At 51.4% G+C, this 23,359-nt stretch carries 26 protein-coding genes; 9 read left to right on the forward strand and 17 right to left on the reverse strand.

Translation table 11 applies throughout. From position 1 onward, the window contains the following. Positions 1-60: 60 nt before the first annotated feature. The 4 genes from rnt to nemR form a co-directional block, all read right to left on the reverse strand. Positions 61-708, reverse strand: a complete 648-nt coding sequence (gene rnt, locus ACU8XX_RS11120; protein WP_001282281.1) for a ribonuclease T — start codon at positions 706-708, stop codon at positions 61-63. A 102-nt stretch (positions 709-810) separates the two neighbouring features. Continuing rightward, positions 811-1,218, reverse strand: coding sequence for a lactoylglutathione lyase (gene gloA / locus ACU8XX_RS11125; protein WP_001237796.1), 408 nt, complete (start codon positions 1,216-1,218; stop codon positions 811-813). Positions 1,219-1,298: 80 nt separating this feature from the next. Then, positions 1,299-2,396 carry an N-ethylmaleimide reductase gene (gene nemA, locus ACU8XX_RS11130; protein ID WP_000093589.1) on the reverse strand — a complete coding sequence of 366 codons (1,098 nt, stop codon included), beginning with the start codon at positions 2,394-2,396 and terminating at the stop codon, positions 1,299-1,301. Between the two features lie 36 nt (positions 2,397-2,432). Beyond that, the gene (gene nemR / locus ACU8XX_RS11135) at positions 2,433-3,032 is read right to left on the reverse strand and encodes a DNA-binding transcriptional regulator NemR (protein ID WP_001032936.1); all 600 of its coding nucleotides are present in this window, start codon (positions 3,030-3,032) and stop codon (positions 2,433-2,435) included. A 102-nt stretch (positions 3,033-3,134) separates the two neighbouring features. Between nemR and ACU8XX_RS11140 the strand changes: the two genes are divergently transcribed. The 3 genes from ACU8XX_RS11140 to sodC all read left to right on the forward strand — a co-directional run bounded on the left by ACU8XX_RS11140 (position 3,135) and on the right by sodC (position 4,921). Further along, positions 3,135-3,374 carry a DUF1289 domain-containing protein gene (locus ACU8XX_RS11140; RefSeq protein WP_000840481.1) on the forward strand — a complete coding sequence of 80 codons (240 nt, stop codon included), beginning with the start codon at positions 3,135-3,137 and terminating at the stop codon, positions 3,372-3,374. Between the two features lie 48 nt (positions 3,375-3,422). Then, a complete protein-coding gene (locus tag ACU8XX_RS11145; protein ID WP_000250656.1) occupies positions 3,423-4,319 on the forward strand; it encodes an aldo/keto reductase in 897 nt (298 codons plus the stop codon). Between the two features lie 80 nt (positions 4,320-4,399). Beyond that, positions 4,400-4,921: a superoxide dismutase [Cu-Zn] SodC gene (sodC, locus tag ACU8XX_RS11150; RefSeq protein WP_001296937.1), complete on the forward strand. Its 522-nt coding sequence runs from the start codon at positions 4,400-4,402 to the stop codon at positions 4,919-4,921. Here the strand turns inward: sodC and ACU8XX_RS11155 are convergent, their stop codons facing one another. The 3 genes from ACU8XX_RS11155 to ACU8XX_RS11165 are packed head-to-tail and all read right to left on the reverse strand — an operon-like array spanning position 4,922 to position 8,030. Further along, positions 4,922-6,934, reverse strand: a complete 2,013-nt coding sequence (locus ACU8XX_RS11155) for an FUSC family protein (RefSeq protein WP_000994333.1) — start codon at positions 6,932-6,934, stop codon at positions 4,922-4,924. It abuts the gene before it with no gap. Beyond that, complete coding sequence (locus ACU8XX_RS11160; RefSeq protein ID WP_001300356.1) at positions 6,934-7,791, reverse strand: efflux RND transporter periplasmic adaptor subunit; 858 nt, start codon at positions 7,789-7,791, stop codon at positions 6,934-6,936. The genes ACU8XX_RS11155 and ACU8XX_RS11160 overlap by 1 nt, the downstream gene beginning before the upstream one ends. 2 nt (positions 7,792-7,793) lie before the next feature. Beyond that, on the reverse strand, positions 7,794-8,030 hold the full coding sequence (locus tag ACU8XX_RS11165) for a DUF1656 domain-containing protein (RefSeq protein WP_000670998.1): 237 nt from the start codon (positions 8,028-8,030) through the stop codon (positions 7,794-7,796). 200 nt (positions 8,031-8,230) lie between these two features. On the opposite strand from ACU8XX_RS11165, the gene slyA reads away from it, so the two are divergent. Continuing rightward, entirely contained in the window at positions 8,231-8,665 is a 435-nt protein-coding gene (slyA, locus tag ACU8XX_RS11170; protein ID WP_001296943.1) for a transcriptional regulator SlyA, read from the forward strand. Between the two features lie 46 nt (positions 8,666-8,711). Here the strand turns inward: slyA and slyB are convergent, their stop codons facing one another. Then, positions 8,712-9,179 carry an outer membrane lipoprotein SlyB gene (gene slyB, locus ACU8XX_RS11175; RefSeq protein ID WP_000597196.1) on the reverse strand — a complete coding sequence of 156 codons (468 nt, stop codon included), beginning with the start codon at positions 9,177-9,179 and terminating at the stop codon, positions 8,712-8,714. 273 nt (positions 9,180-9,452) lie between these two features. Between slyB and anmK the strand changes: the two genes are divergently transcribed. From anmK to pdxY, 5 genes are all read left to right on the forward strand, one after another. Continuing rightward, on the forward strand, positions 9,453-10,562 hold the full coding sequence (gene anmK / locus ACU8XX_RS11180; protein ID WP_000835077.1) for an anhydro-N-acetylmuramic acid kinase: 1,110 nt from the start codon (positions 9,453-9,455) through the stop codon (positions 10,560-10,562). Positions 10,563-10,659: 97 nt separating this feature from the next. Next, positions 10,660-10,989 (forward strand): C-type lysozyme inhibitor, encoded by a 330-nt coding sequence (gene mliC, locus ACU8XX_RS11185; protein ID WP_000178042.1) that lies wholly within the window; start codon positions 10,660-10,662, stop codon positions 10,987-10,989. A 58-nt stretch (positions 10,990-11,047) separates the two neighbouring features. Next, positions 11,048-11,704, forward strand: a complete 657-nt coding sequence (gene pdxH / locus ACU8XX_RS11190; RefSeq protein ID WP_001282319.1) for a pyridoxamine 5'-phosphate oxidase — start codon at positions 11,048-11,050, stop codon at positions 11,702-11,704. A 128-nt stretch (positions 11,705-11,832) separates the two neighbouring features. Next, entirely contained in the window at positions 11,833-13,107 is a 1,275-nt protein-coding gene (gene tyrS / locus ACU8XX_RS11195) for a tyrosine--tRNA ligase (protein WP_001295400.1), read from the forward strand. Between the two features lie 58 nt (positions 13,108-13,165). Then, positions 13,166-14,029, forward strand: coding sequence for a pyridoxal kinase (gene pdxY, locus ACU8XX_RS11200; protein WP_001307229.1), 864 nt, complete (start codon positions 13,166-13,168; stop codon positions 14,027-14,029). 43 nt (positions 14,030-14,072) lie between these two features. Here the strand turns inward: pdxY and gstA are convergent, their stop codons facing one another. From gstA to rsxA, 9 genes are all read right to left on the reverse strand, one after another. Beyond that, positions 14,073-14,678 (reverse strand): glutathione transferase GstA, encoded by a 606-nt coding sequence (gstA, locus tag ACU8XX_RS11205; protein ID WP_161402177.1) that lies wholly within the window; start codon positions 14,676-14,678, stop codon positions 14,073-14,075. A 105-nt stretch (positions 14,679-14,783) separates the two neighbouring features. Next, positions 14,784-16,286: a dipeptide/tripeptide permease DtpA gene (dtpA, locus tag ACU8XX_RS11210; protein ID WP_000100932.1), complete on the reverse strand. Its 1,503-nt coding sequence runs from the start codon at positions 16,284-16,286 to the stop codon at positions 14,784-14,786. Positions 16,287-16,895: 609 nt separating this feature from the next. Next, the gene (nth, locus tag ACU8XX_RS11215) at positions 16,896-17,531 is read right to left on the reverse strand and encodes an endonuclease III (protein ID WP_001030339.1); all 636 of its coding nucleotides are present in this window, start codon (positions 17,529-17,531) and stop codon (positions 16,896-16,898) included. After that, a complete protein-coding gene (gene rsxE, locus ACU8XX_RS11220) occupies positions 17,531-18,226 on the reverse strand; it encodes an electron transport complex subunit RsxE (protein WP_001289652.1) in 696 nt (231 codons plus the stop codon). Before rsxE ends, nth begins: the two co-directional genes overlap by 1 nt. Before the next feature lie 3 nt (positions 18,227-18,229). Continuing rightward, positions 18,230-18,850 (reverse strand): electron transport complex subunit RsxG, encoded by a 621-nt coding sequence (gene rsxG / locus ACU8XX_RS11225; protein WP_000920802.1) that lies wholly within the window; start codon positions 18,848-18,850, stop codon positions 18,230-18,232. A 3-nt stretch (positions 18,851-18,853) separates the two neighbouring features. Next, the gene (gene rsxD / locus ACU8XX_RS11230) at positions 18,854-19,912 is read right to left on the reverse strand and encodes an electron transport complex subunit RsxD (RefSeq protein ID WP_000231922.1); all 1,059 of its coding nucleotides are present in this window, start codon (positions 19,910-19,912) and stop codon (positions 18,854-18,856) included. Continuing rightward, entirely contained in the window at positions 19,913-22,135 is a 2,223-nt protein-coding gene (rsxC, locus tag ACU8XX_RS11235; RefSeq protein ID WP_240765504.1) for an electron transport complex subunit RsxC, read from the reverse strand. Then, complete coding sequence (gene rsxB, locus ACU8XX_RS11240) at positions 22,128-22,706, reverse strand: electron transport complex subunit RsxB (protein ID WP_000991805.1); 579 nt, start codon at positions 22,704-22,706, stop codon at positions 22,128-22,130. The genes rsxC and rsxB overlap by 8 nt, the downstream gene beginning before the upstream one ends. Next, complete coding sequence (gene rsxA / locus ACU8XX_RS11245; RefSeq protein WP_000133193.1) at positions 22,706-23,287, reverse strand: electron transport complex subunit RsxA; 582 nt, start codon at positions 23,285-23,287, stop codon at positions 22,706-22,708. The genes rsxB and rsxA overlap by 1 nt, the downstream gene beginning before the upstream one ends. Between the last annotated feature and the right edge of the window lie 72 nt (positions 23,288-23,359).

A 23,359-nucleotide genomic window follows, 5' to 3' on the forward strand; every position in this document is an offset into this window, starting at 1 on the left:
GCGTGGAATAGCCTCACTATAGATGCCTGAATCATTGCATGTCATCAGGCATCGACTCGATTACACCTCTTCGGCGGCAGGTAGCGGCCAGCCTCCCAGACGTTTCCAGCGGTTGACGATTTCACAAAACAGCACAGCAGTGCGTTCGGTGTCGTACAGCGCGGAGTGCGCCTGGGTGCTGTCGAAGTCCATGCCAGCGGTCTGGCAAGCCTTTGACAATACGGTTTGTCCGAGTGCCAGCCCGGCCAGTGCAGCAGTGTCAAAAGTGGCGAAAGGGTGGAACGGGTTACGTTTCAGTGAGGCGCGTTCTGCGGCGGCCATCATAAAGCTGTGATCAAAATTGGCATTGTGCGCCACCATAATGGCGCGGTTACAGCCGCTCGCTTTAATACCTTTACGTACAACTTTAAAAATTTCGTGCAGCGCCTCGTATTCGCTGACCGCGCCGCGATCGGGATCGTTCGGGTCAATGCCGTTGAAGGCGAGGGCTTCTGGTTGCAAATTTGCGCCGACAAATGGTTCGACGTGGAAATGTAATGTGGTGTCCGGCATCAGCCAGCCTTGTTCATCCATTTTCAGGGTGATGGCGGCAATCTCAAGCAGCGCATCGGTTTTGGCGTTAAATCCGGCTGTTTCAACATCGATCACAACAGGATAAAAACCACGAAAACGGTCGCACAGACCGGTAAGTTGAGCGTTATCGGACATCTGATTCTCTTAATACGGATAAATTGCAGCGCGCATTATGACAAATATTACTTGTCGATGCAGTAAAGATGCGGGCGCGATGAGTTCACGCCCGGCAGGAGATTAGTTGCCCAGACCGCGACCGGCGTCTTTCTCTTCGATTAACTCAATTTTGTAACCGTCCGGATCTTCCACAAACGCGATAACCGTAGTACCGCCTTTTACCGGACCCGCTTCACGGGTCACGTTACCCCCGTTTTGACGGATTTTTTCGCACGCTTCAGCGGCGTTATCTACGCTAAGCGCGATGTGACCATAAGCAGTGCCGAGTTCGTATTTATCCACGCCCCAGTTGTAGGTCAGTTCAATCACCGCTTCTTCGGTTTCCGGGCCGTAGCCAACAAACGCCAGTGAGTATTTGTATTCCGGGTTTTCGCTGGTACGCAGCAGTTTCATGCCCAGCACTTTGGTATAAAAATCGATGGAGCGTTGCAAATCGCCAACGCGCAGCATGGTATGAAGAAGACGCATCTTTTTATCCTCAAAATGGCTAACAGATTCAAAATGTTGTTTTAGTATAGCGGCGGCTTTACGCCGCTCGCAATGTTGGATTACAACGTCGGGTAATCGGTATAGCCTTCCGCGCCGCCACCGTAGAAACTTTCGGCACGCTGTGGGTTAAGCTCAGCTTTGCGCTGCAAGCGGGCGACCAGATCCGGGTTCGCAATCCAGTCACGACCAAATGCCACCGCATCAATTAACCCTTTGCCGATCAGCGTTTCAGCTTTTTCTACTGTGTATGCACCTGCCCCGATAATCGGACCGTGGAAACGGGCGCGTACTTTTTCGCGGAACGCATCAGTATACGGTTCACCCCCCGCCCAATCTGGTTCTGACATATGCAGATAAGCAATGCCGCGTTTACCCAGTTGTTCAATCAGATACAGTGCATCGGCTTCTTCATTCGGGCCGTTATCTGTGTTCTGGAAAGTACCGATTGGCGAAACGCGAATGCCAATGCGATCGGCACCCCATTCTTCAATCCCGGCATCGACCACTTCCAGTACCAAACGTGCGCGATTTTCCACGCTGCCGCCGTACTGATCGGTACGATGGTTTGAAGAAGGAGAAAGGAACTGATGCAGCAAATAACCGTGAGCAGAGTGGAGCTCTACCAGATCAAAACCGGCTTCACGCGCGTTAGCAATGGCCTGACGGAAATCATTGACGATACCTGGAATCTCTTCCAGTTCAAGCGCACGCGGCATGGATGTTTCAACACGGATCGCCTGACCATTTTCATCGCGCAGAGAAGTACGTGTTCCCGCGCTAAGTGCTGAAGGCGCTACCGGTGCCTGACCGCCAGGTTGCAGGCTGGCGTGAGAAATGCGTCCGGTGTGCCACAGCTGCACGGCCATATGACCATTTTCAGCATGAACGCCAGCGGTGATTTTTTTCCATGCGGCAATTTGCTCCGGACTATGGATGCCAGGCGCACCTGCATATCCTTTTGCCTGGGCAGAAATTTGCGTGGCTTCACTAATAATCAAACCGGCACTGGCACGTTGGCGATAGTATTCCGCCATCAACGGGGTAGGAATGTCACCCGGTTCAATACTGCGCAGACGCGTCAGCGGTGCCATAAAAATACGGTTTGCCGCCGTGATCGCGCCCACTTTCAGTGGGGAATACAGTTTTTCAGATGACATAAAGGCTCCCGGTCGTCTGGTGATAAAAAATGCCTGCTAAACGGCAGGCGTCGCAATAATGTTTTTTACATGGGCCAGCGCGTTTTCCAGTGGCTCGAAACTGCGCGAAATTTTGGCCTGCAGATTCGCGCCAAGCCACAGTGCGTAAAGCACTTGTGCCTGTTGCAGCGGTTCGCCACAAAAGGTTAAACAATGGTTCTCACGGCCATTTTCCAGCGCCTGAGAGAGCAGGGCGATCACGCCGCGAGCACCTTTATCCATCGCGCTGCGCATATCTTCTGACAGATCGCACACTTCGGCAGAGAGTTTTACTGTCAGGCAACCACTGATGGTTCCATGTTGGCAAAACTGGTTCAGTGTTTGCTGGTAATAAGCCAGTATGCGGTCGCGGTAGTTACCTTCGCCGGATTGCAGCAACTCAGTCAGTCGCTGGTGATATGCGGCGTAATGACGCTCAAGCATGGCAACGCCAAACGCTTCTTTAGAGCGAAAGTAGTGATAGAAGGACCCTTTCGGCACTTCAGCGGTTTTTAGTAATTCGCTTAGCCCCATCCCGGTGAATCCACGTTGCAGGCAAAGTTGCTCGCCCGTCGCCAGGAGATGTTCGCGAGTATCATGTTCGGTGTGTTTGTTCATGCGTTGGAGTGTAGTAGACCAGTCGGTCTAGTGCAAGCAAAGTTGCTACTTTGGACATTAACAGCTTCAATAATGGTAATAATCTTATCTGAGGAGGGCGAAGTGGCGGAGCAATTAGAGTTCTTTCCCGTCCAGAGCCCGTGCCGGGGAATTTGCCAGTCTGACGAACGCGGGTTTTGTCGCGGCTGTTTTCGTAGTCGTGATGAGCGTTTTAACTGGAATAAAATGAGCGATGGCGAAAAACAAGAGGTGCTGCGCCTTTGTCGGCAGCGATTAATGCGCAAATTACGCGCAAATAAGCCAGCGTCATCAGACGAACCGGAGCAACCATCACTCTTTTGAACCTAATCTTGCGTATACTCCTCTCATATCTGATAAGAGGAAGCGATTATGGTTCAGCGTATTACTATTGCGCCGCAAGGCCCGGAGTTTTCCCGTTTTGTGATGGGCTACTGGCGATTGATGGACTGGAATATGTCCGCCCGCCAGCTGGTCAGTTTTATTGAAGAGCATCTGGATCTCGGCGTGACCACCGTGGACCATGCTGATATTTATGGTGGCTATCAGTGCGAAGCGGCGTTTGGCGAGGCACTGAAACTGGCACCTCACCTGCGTGAACGGATGGAAATCGTCAGTAAATGCGGTATCGCGACGACCGCGCGTGAAGAAAACGTCATTGGTCATTACATCACTGACCGCGATCACATCATTAAGAGCGCCGAACAGTCGCTAATTAATCTCGCGACCGATCATCTGGATTTGCTGTTAATCCACCGACCAGACCCGTTAATGGATGCCGATGAAGTGGCGGACGCGTTCAAACATCTGCATCAGAGCGGCAAAGTGCGTCATTTTGGCGTATCGAACTTTACGCCTGCGCAATTTGCCCTGTTGCAATCACGTCTGCCGTTTACCCTTGCCACTAATCAGGTGGAAATATCCCCGGTGCATCAGCCGTTACTGCTGGATGGCACGCTCGACCAACTACAACAACTGCGTGTTCGTCCGATGGCGTGGTCCTGCCTTGGTGGTGGTCGTCTGTTTAATGATGATTATTTCCAGCCGCTGCGTGATGAACTGGCTGTGGTGGCAGAGGAGTTAAACGCGGGCTCGATTGAACAGGTGGTTTACGCCTGGGTATTACGTTTACCATCGCAGCCGCTGCCAATTATCGGTTCAGGTAAAATTGAGCGCGTACGGGCAGCTGTCGAAGCAGAAACACTGAAAATGACCCGTCAACAATGGTTTCGTATCCGTAAAGCGGCACTGGGGTACGACGTACCGTAAGCACTTTTAGGAATAGCCGCCGTTCAAAAATGTGTCACTGGTTTACACTTATTCAGGAATGCACAATGAACGGAGGTCCTATGAAACGTTTTAGTCTGGCTATTCTGGCGCTGGTTGTTGCAACCGGCGCACAAGCTGCCAGTGAAAAAGTCGAGATGAACCTCGTCACGTCGCAAGGGGTAGGGCAGTCAATTGGTAGCGTCACCATTACTGAAACCGATAAAGGTCTGGAGTTTTCGCCCGATCTGAAAGCATTACCCCCCGGTGAACATGGCTTCCATATTCATGCCAAAGGAAGCTGCCAGCCAGCCACCAAAGATGGCAAAGCCAGCGCCGCGGAATCCGCAGGCGGGCATCTTGATCCACAAAATACCGGTAAACATGAAGGGCCAGAAGGTGCCGGGCATTTAGGCGATCTGCCTGCACTGGTCGTCAATAATGACGGCAAAGCTACCGATGCCGTCATCGCGCCTCGTCTGAAATCACTGGATGAAATCAAAGACAAAGCGCTGATGGTCCACGTTGGCGGCGATAATATGTCCGATCAACCTAAACCGCTGGGCGGTGGCGGTGAACGCTATGCCTGTGGTGTAATTAAGTAATTAAGAGGCCAGCGTACCTTGCGGTGGTGCTTGCTCAAGTTGCGAAAGCGAGCAGTACAGCCGCCAGACAATTGCCGCCAGCTCACGGGCGGCAGGTTGATGATGACGGGCAAGGCTGTCGCAAATCCGCTGTAATTCTTCAAGTGTGGCCGCCAGTGATTTTTGCTGAACGCCACGCTCACTCATCACTCCCCGCAACAGTGAAATACAGTTATCCCGTACTCGCGATAACGGATCGGAACGCGATTCCCAGTCGCGCAATTGCCAGACAACATGAGAACAGTTCAGCAGCACTACACCCCAGCGTAATAACCAACGGCGAGCCAGCGCATCCTGGCTGTTACTCAACTGACTGACGTGATGATAAGTGAGCGATTCAAATTCGCTTTCACTCAGTGTTGGATGGCGGCTTAGCTGATCGACAAAATCCCGGCGCAGCGCGCGAATATGGCGGCGGCTTTTACGAGCATCCGATCCTGGACGCAGAATGGCGAACGCTAACCACGCCAACGCGACGCCAACGATTTTTGCCAGATTATCGTTAAGAAAATCAGCAAAATCATACACCGGGGGATTAGTGACAGCGATAAAAGAACCCATAAAAACAATCAGTTGCCCCCACAATGCGGCAAATTTTGGCATCTGCAATTTAAGAAGCTGCATTGTCGCCAGCAGTGGAAAGAGAAACAGTAAAAATTGCCACAGATCGCTAATCTGGACCATCAGACCAAATTTGACCACAAAGCTGAATAGCGAAAGTAACACCAGCGTGCGCATCAGAAGTGACAACGACTTAAACGGTGCTGCGACGGCGGAGTAGAGTACGCAGCTAATTGCTGCCAGCGTTAATGCATTGGCACCGGCATCCCATTGCGAAGCAATACTCCATGCGCCAATCATCATCAACGTACAAAATGTACGCAGCCCGCTCCACATAGCTTCGGCGTTATCGGTATGACGAGCCAGGCCGGATGTCCGTGGGAGTCTGGTATGATCATCTACACCGCTTTGCAGACGATGTAATTCCTGACTACTTTGCAGATAAAGGCGGCAAAAATAACGTAGTCGCTGCCAGAAGGCGACGTGCCGATAGTCGGCGACGTTGGTCGGGCGTAGCGGGGCGATAATACGTGCGACGGTGTAAACATCTGTTTGCGAACTGGCGAGCGCCGTCAGCAACTGTTCGAGAATTTCTCGTGTGGCACCTGGCGGTGAGGGCCAGTTGAGCAACATACGTCGCAGGCTGGAGATGACACTGGTCATACGTAATTGCTGGTGGAGCAGCGCATTAAGGCGCGCGTTTTGCTGGCGAAAACGATAGTGGCTCCAGAAAGCCTGGATACGCAGCAAATTCATGGTCAGTATCTGCCCAATCACCCCTTCATGTGCTGCACGAATGGCATCGGTTGTTTCAGGCTGCCAGAGTAAACTGGCATGTTCAAGTAGTCGGGCGTGCATGTTTTTCAATGCGGTTAAAAGGGCTGTAGCATCGGAACTGCTAGGCAGGATCATCATCATCATGCCGCCGCACAAAATGCCGACAATCACCTCGCAAACGCGCGCCTGAGCGATATCCCACAGCTGGCTGGCCTCAGTAATATTAACCATCGGAAAGGCGATGATGGCAGCCGTGTAGCCCGCCAGTTGAAATGCATACGCGACGTTATTCGTGAAGTGCGCACAGGCCCAGGTACAAAAGCCAAGCCACGCCGACATGCTCAATAGAAAAAACCACGGCTCATTGAGCGTATGCCCGGCAAGAAGCAGTGCCGCAATGGCTCCGAGCAAACTGCCAGCGATGCGTCCGAGGCTTTTGCTGATAACACCGCCAACGGTGGGAAAGCTAACCACTGCAGCCGAGGTCATCGCCCAATAGGGTTCATCCAGATTTAAATAATAGGCAACCGTCAGCGCCAGACACATGGCAATGGTATTGCGTAACGCATAACGCCATTGCGCCAGCGTGGCCCTGAACCAGGGCAAATTGCGCAAGGACCATGACGATGCGTTCATTATTGACCTACGGCAATGCTACAGGTGGTGCCCGACACCAACGTGACATCGCCTGGGACTTTATCCAGCGCAAAGCGGACGGGAACGCGTTGGGCGAGTCGAACCCAGGGGACGTTAGGTTTAACATCCGGAATAAGGCTTGAGTCACTTTCAACGCTCTGATCATAAATCGCCCGACCGATACTGGAAACGTGACCCTGTAACGTTTTGTTATCACTATAGAGGGTAATTTGTGCTGGTGCACCTTCGCGGATATGGCGCAACTTGGTTTCTTCAAAATAACCAATGACGTAAAACGAGTGGCTGTCGACAAGGGCAAACAGCGGTTTCCCGGTATCAGCGTAATCGCCGATGCGGGTAGTAAGGTTAGTCACCCATCCACTCACCGGGGCGCGAATTTCCGTTTGCGCCAGTTGCCATTGTGCCTGTTTCAGCGTCGCCTGTGCGGCATCAACACTGGCCTGCATCGCTTTAACATTGAGGTTAGCGGTATCGAGTTCTTCGGCAGAAATAAAATTTTGTGAGAGATGACGACGACGATTCGCTTCGTTATTGGCTTTTGCGAGGTCAGATTGCGCTTTCGCCAGCTGAGCCTGTGCGTTCAGCTCGGCGATCTGAAAGGGCGTTTTATCGATCGTGAGCAGAAGATCCCCCGCGTTAACCAGCTGGTTGTCTTTTATATTCAGCTCAACAATACGTCCCGACACCTGTGGGGTGATAGAAACCTGTTCTGCGCGTATTTTCCCGTCGCGTGTCCACGGAGATTGCATGTAATAATTCCACAGCCACCATCCGGCAAGAACCGCAACTACCGCTACAATGATTGTTGAGAAATACTTAATTGTTTTAATTGACATAGTTACCACGCAATCAGTATTGCCAGAGCAAGGCAAACGCAAATCGCAAACAGCGATAAATCCATTAACAAGGGATGCCAGATGTCACCGGCGTAGATCCAGCCACGAAGCAGGCGGTGTACGACAAGCCAGATGACGAATCCAAACGCGAAGGCTTTGAAAAACGGAGGAAAGTAGACGGACGCACCGAACACCAGATCTTGTAAGGGCAATCCTGTTGCATTGAGCATAAACTTCACAAAGTAGATTCCTTTACGACCGAATATATTGCGTTAGATTAATAAATATTCTTTAAGTGCGAAAAATTTACGCGCAATTTCTGAAAAATATGTCTGACGGTAACCAAATGCAGCAATACATTTGTTTTAGCAATACAATTGCTGCACACTATTCTAAAAGCCGCATAATATCTTAGCAAGCTAATTATAAGGAGATGAAATTGGAATCGCCACTAGGTTCTGATCTGGCACGGTTGGTGCGCATATGGCGTGCTCTGATAGACCATCGCCTGAAACCGCTGGAGTTAACACAAACCCATTGGGTTACGTTACACAATATCCATCAGTTACCTCCAGACCAGTCGCAAATTCAACTGGCAAAAGCGATTGGCATCGAGCAGCCATCACTGGTCCGTACTCTGGACCAACTGGAAGAAAAAGGGTTAATTTCGCGTCAAACTTGTGCCAGCGATCGTCGGGCTAAACGTATTAAACTGACGGAAAAGGCAGAGCCACTGATCAGCGAAATGGAAGCTGTTATTAACAAAACCCGCGCGGAAATATTACATGGCATCTCCGCAGAGGAACTGGAACAACTGATTACGCTCATCGCAAAACTTGAGCATAATATCATTGAGTTACAGGCCAAAGGGTGAAATGAAGGGGGCGTGTGGTCAGTAACCTGACCACACGCAAACTTATTTAGCGCGGAGAAACGGTCACCTGACTGCCATTGCTGGCCAGTACGACACGTTGGCCCGGAGAGAAACGAGTGTTGCCTTGTTTCTGTACCACCATGATGGTATTACCATCGTCTTTACGAATTTCCAGCTCGACACCCTGCGTTTTGTTCATTGCACTCTGTACGCCCTGACCAGCTACGCCACCTGCAACAGCGCCTGCTGCAGTAGCCAGAGAACGCCCGGTTCCGCCACCAACAGTATTCCCCAGGAAACCACCAAGAACAGCACCGCCAATTGCACCGATAACGTTGGAATCATCACCGCCCTGAATCTGTACCGGACGTACGTTAACGATGGTGCCATAGCTGACATTCTGTACTTGTTTCGCTTCAGAAGCGGTATAAACATCCCCTGACAGGGTGTCGTTATTAACACAACCGACAAGAGACAGACCTACCATTGAAACAACCAATACGCGTTTAATCATTGAAAAATCTCCTGTTCACCATGAAACGCCACGCAAGCATCCCTCATGGTCAAAGTATATGGCATATGTGAATCCATGGTTACATGTTCTACCAAATATGAGCAAATCATAATGAAAGTAGGATCAACCAATTATAAACAAAACATTCATGATGATTATTGATTTGAAGATAATGTTTTACTACCAACGGTAAAAATCGGTCATTCCGCATGGTATTCACGAAAAGTTTATGTTTGAGTGGTGCGCAAACGTCAGATTGAAAAAGGATGAACTATGAAATCGGGCCGCTTTATTGGCGTTATGTCAGGCACCAGCCTTGATGGTGTTGATGTTGTGTTGGCGACAATTGATGAACACCGGGTCGCACAGCTGGCAAGTTTGAGTTGGCCGATCCCGGTATCTCTGAAACAGGCTGTACTGGATATTTGCCAGGGCCAGCAGCTTACACTTTCGCAGTTTGGACAGCTTGATACTCAACTCGGGCGACTTTTTGCTGATGCGGTCAATGCCTTGCTTAAGGAACAAAATCTGCAGGCAAGAGATATAGTTGCGATCGGTTGTCACGGTCAAACCGTCTGGCATGAACCGACGGGCGTGGCACCACACACTTTACAGATTGGCGATAACAATCAAATTGTGGCACGCACCGGAATTACGGTTGTCGGTGATTTTCGCCGTCGCGATATTGCCTTGGGAGGACAAGGCGCACCGCTGGTACCTGCGTTCCATCATGCGCTGCTGGCTCACCCAACCGAGCGACGAATGGTGCTCAATATTGGCGGCATCGCCAATCTGTCACTGCTCATTCCTGGGCAGCCGGTTGGGGGCTACGATACCGGTCCTGGTAACATGCTGATGGATGCCTGGATCTGGCGTCAGGCCGGTAAACCTTACGATAAAGATGCCGAGTGGGCACGGGCGGGTAAAGTTATTCTCCCACTGCTGCAAAATATGCTCAGCGACCCGTATTTCTCGCAACCTGCACCGAAAAGCACCGGACGCGAATACTTTAACTATGGTTGGCTGGAGCGCCATTTGCGCCATTTTCCGGGTGTTGATCCCCGAGATGTGCAGGCGACACTGGCAGAACTCACCGCCGTGACCATTTCTGAACAAGTTTTGTTGAGCGGTGGCTGCGAACGATTGATGGTATGTGGTGGAGGTAGTCGTAATCCGCTACTCATGGCGCGTCTGGCGGCATTACTGCCAGGCACAGAAGTCACCACCACCGATGCCGTTGGCATTAGTGGCGATGACATGGAAGCATTGGCTTTCGCCTGGCTTGCCTGGCGGACGCTGGCGGGATTACCAGGAAATCTGCCTTCCGTCACTGGCGCAAGCCAGGAGACGGTACTGGGGGCTATTTTCCCCGCTAACCCGTGATATCAGAGTTAACTGAATTTTTCTTACCGCGTCTGCCGTTACACTTGGAACGTTAGGGAGGGCGTATTGCCCTCCAGACCAGGAAAGTCTTCGGGATATGACTATGAAAAAACTGTTAATTATCATTTTGCCGGTCCTTCTCTCCGGCTGTAGCGCCTTTAATCAGCTGGTTGAGCGCATGCAAACCGCTACGCTGGAATACCAGTGTGATGAAAAACCGTTGACGGTCAAACTGAATAATCCGCGCCAGGAGGTCAGTTTTGTTTACGATAATCAACTACTGCATCTCAAACAGGGCATTTCAGCCTCTGGCGCGCGTTACACTGACGGAATCTATGTTTTCTGGTCGAAAGGCGATGAAGCGACTGTCTATAAACGCGACCGCATCGTCTTGAATAACTGTCAGTTACAAAATCCACAGCGTTGAGATTTTTCCAGGGGCGGCGCACAATAGCGTCACCCACTGACAATCCGTAAAGAAAACCATGTCTGATAACGACGAATTGCAGCAAATCGCGCATCTGCGCCGTGAATACACCAAAGGCGGGTTACGCCGCCGCGATCTTCCCGCCGATCCATTAACCCTTTTTGAACGTTGGCTCTCTCAGGCTTGTGAAGCCAAACTGGCGGACCCTACCGCGATGGTGGTCGCTACCGTGGATGAACATGGTCAGCCTTATCAGCGCATCGTTTTACTCAAACATTACGACGAAAAAGGCATGGTGTTTTACACCAACCTCGGCAGCCGTAAAGCACATCAAATCGAAAATAATCCGCGCGTTAGCCTGCTGTTCCCGTGGCATACCCTTGAGCGCCAGGTGATGGTGATCGGTAAAGCAGAACGACTTTCGACTCTCGAAGTGATGAAATATTTTCATAGCCGCCCGCGTGATAGCCAGATTGGTGCATGGGTTTCGAAGCAGTCCAGTCGCATTTCTGCCCGCGGTATCCTTGAAAGTAAATTCCTGGAGCTGAAGCAGAAGTTTCAACAGGGCGAAGTGCCATTGCCGAGCTTTTGGGGCGGTTTTCGCGTCAGCCTTGAACAGATTGAGTTCTGGCAGGGTGGTGAGCATCGCCTGCATGACCGCTTTTTGTACCAGCGTGAAAATGATGCGTGGAAGATTGATCGTCTTGCACCCTGAAAAGATGCAAAAATCTTGCTTTAATCGCTGGTACTCCTGATTCTGGCACTTTATTCTATGTCTCTTTCGCATCTGGCGAAAAGTCGTGTACCGGCAAAGGTGCAGTCGTTATATACATGGAGATTTTGATGGCAAGCAGTAACTTGATTAAACAATTGCAAGAGCGGGGGCTGGTAGCCCAGGTGACGGACGAGGAAGCGTTAGCAGAGCGACTGGCGCAAGGCCCGATCGCGCTCTATTGCGGCTTCGATCCTACCGCTGACAGCTTGCATTTGGGGCATCTTGTTCCATTGTTATGCCTGAAACGCTTCCAGCAGGCGGGCCACAAGCCGGTTGCGCTGGTAGGCGGCGCGACGGGTCTGATTGGCGACCCGAGCTTCAAAGCTGCCGAGCGTAAGCTGAACACTGAAGAAACTGTTCAGGAGTGGGTGGACAAAATCCGTAAGCAGGTTGCCCCGTTCCTCGATTTCGACTGTGGAGAAAACTCTGCTATCGCGGCGAACAACTATGACTGGTTCGGCAATATGAATGTGCTGACCTTCCTGCGCGATATTGGCAAACACTTCTCCGTTAACCAGATGATCAACAAAGAAGCGGTTAAGCAGCGTCTCAACCGTGAAGATCAGGGGATTTCGTTCACTGAGTTTTCCTACAACCTGTTGCAGGGTTATGACTTCGCCTGTCTGAACAAACAGTACGGTGTGGTGCTGCAAATTGGTGGTTCTGATCAGTGGGGTAACATCACTTCTGGTATCGACCTGACCCGTCGTCTGCATCAGAATCAGGTGTTTGGCCTGACCGTTCCGCTGATCACCAAAGCAGATGGCACCAAATTTGGTAAAACTGAAGGCGGCGCAGTCTGGTTGGATCCGAAGAAAACCAGCCCGTACAAATTCTACCAGTTCTGGATCAACACTGCGGATGCCGACGTTTACCGCTTCCTGAAGTTCTTCACCTTTATGAGCATTGAAGAGATCAACGCCCTGGAAGAAGAAGATAAAAACAGCGGTAAAGCACCGCGCGCCCAGTATGTACTGGCGGAGCAGGTGACCCGTCTGGTTCACGGTGAAGAAGGTTTGCAGGCGGCAAAACGTATTACCGAATGCCTGTTCAGCGGTTCCTTGAGTGCGCTGAGTGAAGCGGACTTCGAACAGCTGGCGCAGGACGGCGTACCGATGGTTGAGATGGAAAAGGGCGCAGACCTGATGCAGGCACTGGTCGATTCTGAACTGCAACCTTCCCGTGGTCAGGCACGTAAAACTATCGCCTCCAATGCCATCACCATTAACGGTGAAAAACAGTCCGATCCTGAATACTTCTTTAAAGAAGAAGATCGTCTGTTTGGTCGTTTTACCTTACTGCGTCGCGGTAAAAAGAATTACTGTCTGATTTGCTGGAAATAATGCATTAAGTGGAAAGGGGGAGTGAGAAATCACTCCCCCTGGTTTTTATACAGGGAACATGATGAAAAATATTCTCGCTATCCAGTCTCACGTTGTTTATGGTCATGCGGGTAACAGTGCGGCAGAGTTTCCGATGCGCCGCCTGGGCGCGAACGTCTGGCCGCTGAACACCGTTCAATTTTCTAATCACACCCAATACGGCAAATGGACTGGCTGCGTGATGCCGCCCAGCCATTTAACCGAAATTGTGCAAGGCATTGCCGCCATTGATAAATTACACACCTGTGATGCCGTATTAAGTGGCTATCTGGGATCGGCGGAGCAGGGTGAACATATCCTCGGTATCGTCCGTCAGGTGAAAGCCGCGAATCCGCAGGCGAAATATTTTTGCGATCCGGTAATGGGTCATCCGGAAAAAGGCTGTATCGTTGCACCGGGTGTCGCAGAGTTTCATGTGCGGCACGGTTTGCCTGCCAGCGATATCATTGCGCCAAATCTGGTTGAGCTGGAAATACTCTGTGAGCATGCGGTAAATAACGTCGAAGAAGCGGTTCTGGCAGCGCGCGAACTCATTGCGCAAGGGCCACAAATTGTGTTGGTTAAACACCTGGCGCGAGCTGGCTACAGCCGTGACCGTTTTGAAATGCTGCTGGTCACCGCCGATGAAGCCTGGCATATCAGCCGTCCGCTGGTGGATTTTGGTATGCGCCAGCCGGTAGGTGTTGGTGATGTGACGAGCGGTTTACTGCTGGTGAAACTGCTTCAGGGGGCAACGCTGCAGGAGGCGCTGGAACATGTGACCGCTGCAGTCTACGAAATCATGGTGACCACCAAAGCAATGCAGGAATATGAGCTGCAAGTGGTGGCTGCTCAGGATCGTATTGCCAAACCAGAACATTACTTCAGCGCAACAAAGCTCTGAAATATCTCATTTCGGCCCACAACGACCTGTGGGCCGATGGCTATTACTTTAAGCCTTCCGCTGACAGCGCGTCTTGTACTTCCGGACGTTCAGCCATACGTTGCATAAATGCTGCAATGTGCTCTAACCCTTCCAGATTCAGTTTCACCGCGTATGCCCAGCGCAGAACCGTAAACAGATAGGCATCAGCAATTGTAAATCTTTGCCCGCAGATCCAGTGCTCATCCTTCAGTGCCTCGTTCACATATTGCAGATTCTTCTCCAGCTGCGCGCGAACTGTCGGTTTGTACTCTTCCGGTGTATCAGGGCGAAACAGAGGTGTGAAACCTTTATGCAGCTCGGTGGCGATGTAATTCAGCCATTCGATGGTTTTATAGCGGGAAATACTGTTTACCGGTGCCAGCAACTGGCGGTCGGGGACGCTGTCGGCAAGATACTGCATAATCGCTACGCCTTCCGTCAGCAAAGTACCGTCATCCAGCAGCAATGCAGGCACCTGCCCCTTAGGGTTAACGGCAAAGTAATCGTCACCGTTTTCGAGACGTTTTTTCATTAAATCCACACTGACGAGGGTAAAATCCTTTCCGCTCTCACGCAGGGTGATATGGGAAGCGAGAGAGCAGGCACCCGGTTTGTAGAACAATTTCATCGGTAACTCCTTTTGTCTGTGGTTTAAAGTATGGTAGTGCGTTGCTGAACAAAAAAAAAGCCGCTAACGAAAAGTTAGCGGCTTGTAAAAGAGTTTCCCTGAATTTTACGCTACGGCTGCTTTCGCCGCTTTGTCTGCAGCGTCATCCTGCGTCATGCGGTGCAGTTTCGGCGCGGTCAGCAGCATCAGTACTGCAATAACGGCAGTAGCGACACCAATCTGCAAGAATACGCGACCATAGACTTCCAGTGACATCAGCGGATCGGTAACGTTATCCGGCACAGCCATCATACCCGCAACATAACCACCAATCAGGTTTGCACCGGCAGTGGTCAGGAACCAGCTACCCATAATGAAGCCCATCAGACGCTGCGGAACGAGTTGAGCAACCATTGCCAGACCCAGACCAGAGATCATCAGTTCCCCGATGCTCTGCAGGCCATAGCTTGCGACCAGCCAGCTTACAGACACGATACCAGCGTCAGACGCGAATTTCGCACCCAGCGGCAGAATCAGGAACGCACCAGAACACATCACCATGCCGATTGCAAACTTGGTTGGCATCGGCAGGGTATCGCCCATCTTGTTATAGATAGCGGCCAGAATCGGACTACCGATGATGATCCAGAACGGGTTCAGTGCCTGATACTGCTCAGGTTCTACGGCCAGACCCAGAATGGAGTGCTCAACGTTACGAATCGCAAAGAAGTTCAGTGACGTTGGCATCTGGCTGTACAGCACGAAGAAGATAATGGCTTCGAGCATCAGGATGAAGGCAACGATCATTTTACGACGCGCAGCACCTTTCATCGCGAAGGCTTCTTTACCGAAGATAACCACGATACCGAAGGCAACAACGCCCAGCGCCATACGCGCAACTTCCTGATTGTGCAGCAGCCAGGTGGCGATAGCGATCAGTGCCACAACACCAATAATGGTCAGCAGCAGGTTACGGTAGTTGATAGGCTCGAAGTCTGGTTTTGAACCGTACTGTTTAACCCAGCGTTGGCAGAAGGCGAAGTTAACGATAGTGATCAGCAGGCCTACAACGCTCAACGCAAACGCAACACTCCAGCCGTATTTCGCGGCCAGCCACGGCGTAGCAATCATAGAGAAGAAAGAGCCGATGTTGACGGACATGTAGTACATGGTGAATGCACCGTCCAGACGCGGGTCGTTTTTCTCATAGCATGTAGAAAGCAGAGAAGACGGGTTAGCTTTAAACAGGCCGTTACCGACCGCAATAGCCGCCATACCCATATAAACGATACCGGCGTCGTGACCAGACCAGGCAACCAGAGCATAACCAATCGCCAGCACAATAGCGCCGAGCATAATTACGCGTTTAGTACCCAGTACCTTGTCACCTAACCAGCCGCCGATAGCGACCAGACCATAAACCAGGGCACTAAAGGAAGAGAAAAGGGTGATTGAATCCGCTTCAGACATACCCAGTTGTTTAACCAGGTAAACAGCCATAATTCCTTGTAGGCCGTAATAACCAAAACGTTCCCATAACTCAATCGAGAAGATGAGATAGAACGCCTTCGGTTGTTTGAAAGCGTTCAAACTGACGCTTTCAGTTGGTTTTTGGTTTGCAGTGGACACTTTTACCTCTTTTTTTACATCCCATATTAACGGGGGGGCTTTCTCGCGTTATGTATAAAAAACATACGCGCAATTGTTATAGTGGGAGGGGAAACGGCAGGTAATGTTCACTATCTTGCACTTTCAGACAAGTCCTTTGTAATAATCTGTTACATATAACTGAGGCGGGGAATTCAACCATTCCGGGAAATGTTATCCAGCGTTAAATTTTTCAAAAAACGTAACGGCAGATTTTTTCACTGCACTGAGAGGGGGTGATGGCTTAACGGCGATATGTTCTGCTATTTAGCGTTTTTACTAGTGAGATAGTCCAGTTTCTGAAAAATAGCCAGTGTAATGTTTTGTAGGTCAATATTTGTTGCGTGTGTAAATTTAAATGATTTTAACCTGATTCTTGCAATGTTTTTACATTGCGACAGCATCGTGATCTTGATCACGAATGAATAGAAAATTTCGCTATTAAAAAAACAATTAACCTGCATTTTTGGTTATCCGCAAACGGATTACCTGATGATAACGCTAAGCAATGGCATCATTGACGTTAAAAAGATGTTTTAAAAGAGGATAAAGAAAGGTTATCAATGGGGTAATCGGTGTTACCCCTTTTCTTCAGATGTCAACTTTCTCTTTGTATTCACAAAGATCTTCAATAATACAAGAGCCACAGCGGGGCTTGCGGGCAATGCAGGTATAACGCCCGTGCAGGATCAACCAATGGTGGCAGTCGACTTTAAACTCTGCCGGAACCACTTTCAGTAGCTTTTCTTCTACCTGTTCGACGTTTTTCCCCGGCGCAAATTGAGTACGATTACAAACGCGGAAAATGTGCGTGTCGACAGCAATAGTCGGCCAGCCGAATGCAGTGTTTAATACGACGTTGGCTGTTTTACGACCTACGCCGGGCAGGGCTTCAAGCGCAGCACGATCTTCCGGAACCTCGCCATTATGCTGCTCCAGCAAGATACGGCAGGTTTTGATGATATTTTCTGCTTTGCTGTTATAAAGCCCAATCGTTTTGATATAGGTTTTCACCCCTTCAACGCCCAGTTCAAGCATCGCTGCAGGCGTATTCGCCACCGGGTAGAGTTTCGCCGTCGCCTTATTAACACTGACATCGGTCGCCTGAGCGGAAAGCAGTACGGCAATCAGCAATTCAAAAGGCGAACTGAAATTAAGCTCGGTGGTGGGATGAGGATTGTTCTCACGCAGGCGAGTGAGGATCTCCAGGCGTTTTGCTTTATTCATCAGACATTCCCTGTTTCACCGTTTGGCAATGCACGTTCTGCAGCTGCTTCAGCACGGCGCTTTTTCATTCTTTCATCAATCAGGTATTTTCCTGCCAGCATCAGTCCCAGGCCAATAAATGCACCTGGTGGCAGCATCGCCAGCAGGAAAGGGGAGTCGGTGTGGAAAATCTCCACGCGTAATACTTTTGCCCAGCTACCTAACAGCGCATCTGCACCGTCAAACAACGTGCCATTGCCGATAATTTCGCGTAGTGAACCCAGCACGAACATGGCGCAGGTTGCGCCCATACCAATTGAAAAGCCGTCCAGTGCCGAAAGCGCCGGACCTTTTTTGGCGGCGAAGGCTTCAGCGCGGCCCACCACGATACAGTTAGTGACAATCAGCGGAATAAAAATCCCTAATGATTGATACAGGCCAAAGGCGTAGGCGTTGATCAGCATCTGTACAGCGCTGACCACCGAGGCGATGATCATCACGTAAATGGGAATGCGGATCTCGGCTGGCGTCCAGTGACGCAGCGTCGAAATGGTCAGGTTAGTCAGCGTCAGTACCAGCGTAGTCGCAAGTCCTAAACCCAGAGCGTTAGTGGCAGTGGACGTGACCGCCAATAGCGGACAGAGGCCGAGCAGCTGGACCAGCGCAGAGTTGTTTTTCCACAACCCCTGAACAATAACGTCTTTAATTTCGCTCACGCTTTATTCTCCACAGGCAGGAAGTTGAGAAAGTTGTGACGGTAACGTCTGAGCGTACAATCCGGCGCGTTTTACCGCATTAACCACCGCGCGGGGAGTAATCGTTGCGCCGGTGAACTGGTCGAAATCACCACCATCTTTCTTCACCGCCCAATGCGCATCATCCGCACCACTGATTTTTTTACCCGCAAAATGGGTGATCCAGTCAGAAAGGCGCAGTTCGATTTTATCGCCAAGCCCTGGCGTTTCGTGGTGCTCTGTCACGCGCGTGCCAAGTACCGTGCCGTTAAAATCGGCTCCCACCAGCAGCTGAATCGCACCGGAATAGCCATCTGGCGCGGTTGTTTCCAGAACGGCGGCTACCGGTTTGTCATTCTGTTTGGCGATGTAAACCCGATGCTCACCTTTACCTAACTCTGGCGCAGTTACCAGATAGCAACTCTGTGCCAGCGCATTGTTATAGCGTTCGGCTGGCAGCACCTGATCAAATAACGCCTTTTGTTGCAGACTGGCCTGTTCAGCAATCGTCGTTTTGGTCATCTGGTTGATGGCCGCAGTTAACCCTGTTGAACCCGCTGCAAATAGCGCCAACGTAATGCCGTGTTTTCGGATAGTTTTCAGCATGGTTTACCCTTTGCGATGGCCGTAGACGCGCGGACGCGTGTAGTAATCGATCAGAGGAACCGTGATGTTCGCCAGCAGGACGGCAAAAGCCACGCCGTCAGGATAGCCGCCGAAACTGCGGATCAACCAGACTAATAAGCCCGCCAGCGCGCCGAAAATAAGACGACCACGATTGGTCGTAGAAGCGGTAACCGGGTCAGTCAAAATAAAGAATGCGCCGAGCATGGTCGCACCAGACAGCAGATGAATTTGCGGTGCTGCCAGTGTTTCTGGTGAGAACAACCAGCCCAACGTTGCGCATAACGCCAGCGTTACTAAGAAGCTGAGGGGAATATGCCAGCGAATCGCTTTCTGCCATAGCAACCACAGGCCGCCAGCCAGCCAGGCGAGATTTACCCATTGCCAACCAGCGCCCGCCAGAATACCGCTGTAGATCGGATATTGCATAATCTGTTCAACCGAATGACCGGCACGGACAGAGGTTTTAAATGTATCCAGCGGTGTCGCCTGACTAATGCCATCAATACCTAAGCGTAGTGTGTTCATATCACCACCACTGGCGGTATGTCCGCTGAAAATAACCTGTATGGCGTCGATAAAACCAGGGATGTTGACCGCAATTTCATGTGGCGGTAACCAGCTGGTCATCTGCACAGGGAAGGAGATCAGTAAGACCACATAACCAATCATTGCCGGATTAAACGGGTTTTGCCCCAGACCGCCATACAACTGTTTAGCGATGATCACCGCAAACACCGTACCCAGCACGACCATCCACCATGGCGCGAGGGGGGGAATACTTACCGCCAGCAATAAGCCTGTCAGCAATGCTGAGTTATCTTTCAACGTTGCGGCTACCGACTGCTTGCGTAGTTTGAGTACGAGAGCTTCGGCTAACAGAGCACTAACCGATGCCAACAGGATCTGAACGAGAGTACCCCAACCAAAAAACCACAGTTGCGCTGCGATTCCTGGCACGGCTGCGAGCAACACCAACAGCATAATGCGCGATGTCTGGCGCTGGTTATGGGTATAAGGGGAGCTAGCTATTCTGAATACCATTTAGTCCTCGTTTACAACCTTCTGCTGGGCGGCTTTTTTGGCCTGAGCGCGGGCAATAGCCGCGGCAACTGCCGCTTTGCGCGGATCAACCTGTTCTTCTGGTACCGCATTAGCCTGTTGCTGTTCCAGCTTGCGTGCTTTGGCGCGTGCAATAGCCGCTTCGACGGCAGCTTTGCGCGGATCAACCTGTTCTTCTGGCTCCGCATTAGCCGGTTGCTGTTCCCGTTTGCGCGCTTTGGCTCGGGCAATAGCGGCTTCGACGGCGGCTTTGCGCGGATCGACCTGTTGTTCTGGCTCGGCATTAGCCTGTTGCTGTTCCAGCTTGCGTGCTTTGGCACGGGCAATAGCGGCTTCGACGGCGGCTTTGCGCGGATCGACCTGTTGTTCTGGCTCGGCATTAGCCTGTTGCTGTTCCAGCTTGCGTGCTTTGGCACGGGCAATAGCGGCTTCGACGGCGGCTTTGCGCGGATCGACCTGTTCTTCTGGTTCCGCATTAGCCTGTTGCTGTTCCAGCTTGCGCGCTTTGGCGAGGGCGATAGCTGCTTCAACGGCAGTTTTACGTGGATCAGCAACGGTTGCTGCGTCGTTAGTTTGCTGCAGTTCTGCCTGTTTCGCTCTGGCTTGCGCTTTACGGGCTTCCCGTGCTGCAATAATTGCACTGTTATCCGGGCGTTCGCCCGCTTTAATCACAATAGGCTGTGTAGCCTGGGCCTGTTTCTCTTTCACCCGCGCCAGAGCGGCAGCAATCGCATCTTTATCTTTGGCTGCAGGTTGAACGGCTGCGCTCTTATGTCGTTCAAGGCGAGCCGCTTTTTCGCGCTCCAGACGAGCCTGGCGCGCTTCGAAACGCGCTTTGGCTTCTGCGGCGCGCTTTTCTTCCTGACGAATAGCCGCAATTTCAGCTTTTTCCTGACGGAAATATTGCACCAGGGGAATATTGCTCGGGCAAACCCACGCGCAAGCCCCACATTCAATGCAATCAGCAATGTTATGCGTGGTAGCTTTATCGTGTTGCTGACCTTTGCTGAACCAGTACAACTGTTGCGGCAAAAGATCCGCAGGGCAGGCGTCAGCACAGGCGCTACACCGGATGCAGCTTTGTTCTTCCTGTGGTTCGCCAAGTTCATTGGCAGAGGGAGCCAACAGACAGTTGGTAATCTTTACGACCGGGACATCCAGCCATGGCAAGGTAAAGCCCATTAGCGGGCCACCCATAATCACCATTTGATCGGCAGAGGGGCAGAATCCGGCATCATTCAATAAATGACGCACTGGCGTCCCCAGCCGTGCCCAGACGTTGCCCGGGCGAGCGATTGCTTCGCCAGTCAGGGTTACAACACGCTCGGTAATCGGCTCGCCATCAATAACGGCACGTTTCACTGCATAAGCAGTGCCGACGTTTTGCATTAATACGCCGATATCGGATGAACGCCCGCCATGTGGAACCTGCTTCCCGGTCAGAATGTAGGTTAATTGTTTAGCACCGCCAGAAGGATATTTGGTTGGAATCACCCGCAGAGAAATATCGTTAGAGTCCGCCAGCACCGCGCGCAGCATGGAAATCGCCTGCGGTTTGTTATCTTCAATGCCGATAAGAATTTCGCGTGGCTGCAGAATATGCGCAAGAATGCGAATACCCTCTACGACCTGAGCCGCGCAATCCTGCATCAAACGGTCATCGGCGGTAATGTACGGCTCGCACTCAGCCGCGTTGATAATCAACGTTTCAATCTTATCTCCGCCACCCTGCAATTTAACGCCTGTCGGGAATCCTGCACCGCCCAGCCCGGCAACACCAAACTGATGTATGCGCTCGATTAACTCTTCGCGACTGCGAGTGCGATAATCGGCCCAGCCGTCGCGCGGGATCCAGCAGTCTTCACCATCGGCATCAATAATCACGCTTAATTCAGCTAAAGCTGAAGGATGAGCCGTAGAGTGGGGCGCAATAGCCGTAACGGTACCCGAGGTGGGCGCGTGAACAGGCAGCATTTTGCCGCGACCACGGGTAAGCGGCTGGCCGCGCAATACTTTATCGCCGACGCTAACGCACAACTCACCTTCAGCGCCAATATGCTGTTTCAGTGGAATAACAAAACGCTGCGCCAGGGGTACCTGGCGCAGGGGTGTACCGTTGGACTGGGTTTTCATCTCCGGTGGATGGATGCCGCCGTTGAAATCCCAGATTTTATTTTTTCTGAATGCAGAGAATAACTTAAGCATGGTGTTCCACGGGAATGATACGCACGGGAATGGTGTTCAGATCCCATTTCCAGGAGTCAGGTGTTTCTGCGACCGGTTGCAACGAGATGCAGTGCGTCGGGCACGGATCAACACATAAATTGCAGCCCGTACAGAGATCACTCATTACCGTATGCATGGCACGGGTAGCGCCAACGATGGCGTCTACCGGACACGCCTGAATACATTTAGTGCAGCCAATACAGTTATTTTCATCAATAACCGCCACCATCCGCGCAGGCGTTATCTCTTGCGCTTCGCCATCCAGCGGCTGCGGCTCGACATTAAGCAACTCGGCAATTTTTAGCATCACAGCTTCGCCACCTGGGGCGCAACGGTTGATTTTTTCACCGTTACAGCTGATGGCTTCCGCGTAGGGGCGACAGCCGGGATAACCGCACTGACCACACTGGCTCTGCGGTAAGATTTCGTCAATTTTCTCAACGACCGGATCGTCTTCCACCGCAAAACGGCGGGAGGCATAACCCAGAATGGCGCCAAACGCCAGGCCCAGCAGGCTCACGGCGGCAACGGCAATCCAGATAGCATTCATTACAACTTCACCAAACCACTAAAGCCCATAAAGGCCAGAGACATAAGACCTGCGGTAATTAACGCAATGGCATTACCGCGAAAAGGTGCCGGGACATCAGCCACAGCAAGGCGTTCGCGGATGGCGGCGAAGAGCACCATCACCAGCGAGAAACCGACAGCGGCGGAAAAACCGTACAGCGCCGACTGCAAGAAATTGTGCCCGAGATTGATATTCAGCAACGCCACGCCGAGCACTGCACAGTTGGTGGTGATAAGCGGCAAAAAAATCCCCAGCAGACGGTAAAGCACCGGGCTGGTTTTGCGCACCACCATCTCGGTGAACTGCACGACCACAGCAATCACCAGAATAAATGCCAGGGTGCGCAGGTAAATCAGATTAAGTGGGATCAAAATCCACGTATCGATAAGCCAGGCGCAAATAGACGCCAGCGTCATCACAAACGTTGTTGCCAGCCCCATGCCCATCGCGGTTTCCAGTTTTTTGGAAACCCCCATAAACGGACAGAGACCGAGAAACTTGACCAGTACAAAGTTATTGACCAGTACAGTTCCGACAAACAGTAACAGGTAGTCAGTCATTTTTCGGCCTGAAATAAAAAAGCCGCCTATTATCCGTTAATCCAGAGCAGGCGACAACAGGTTAACTGTAAG

Source organism: Escherichia sp. MAL-1, assembly GCF_052948035.1.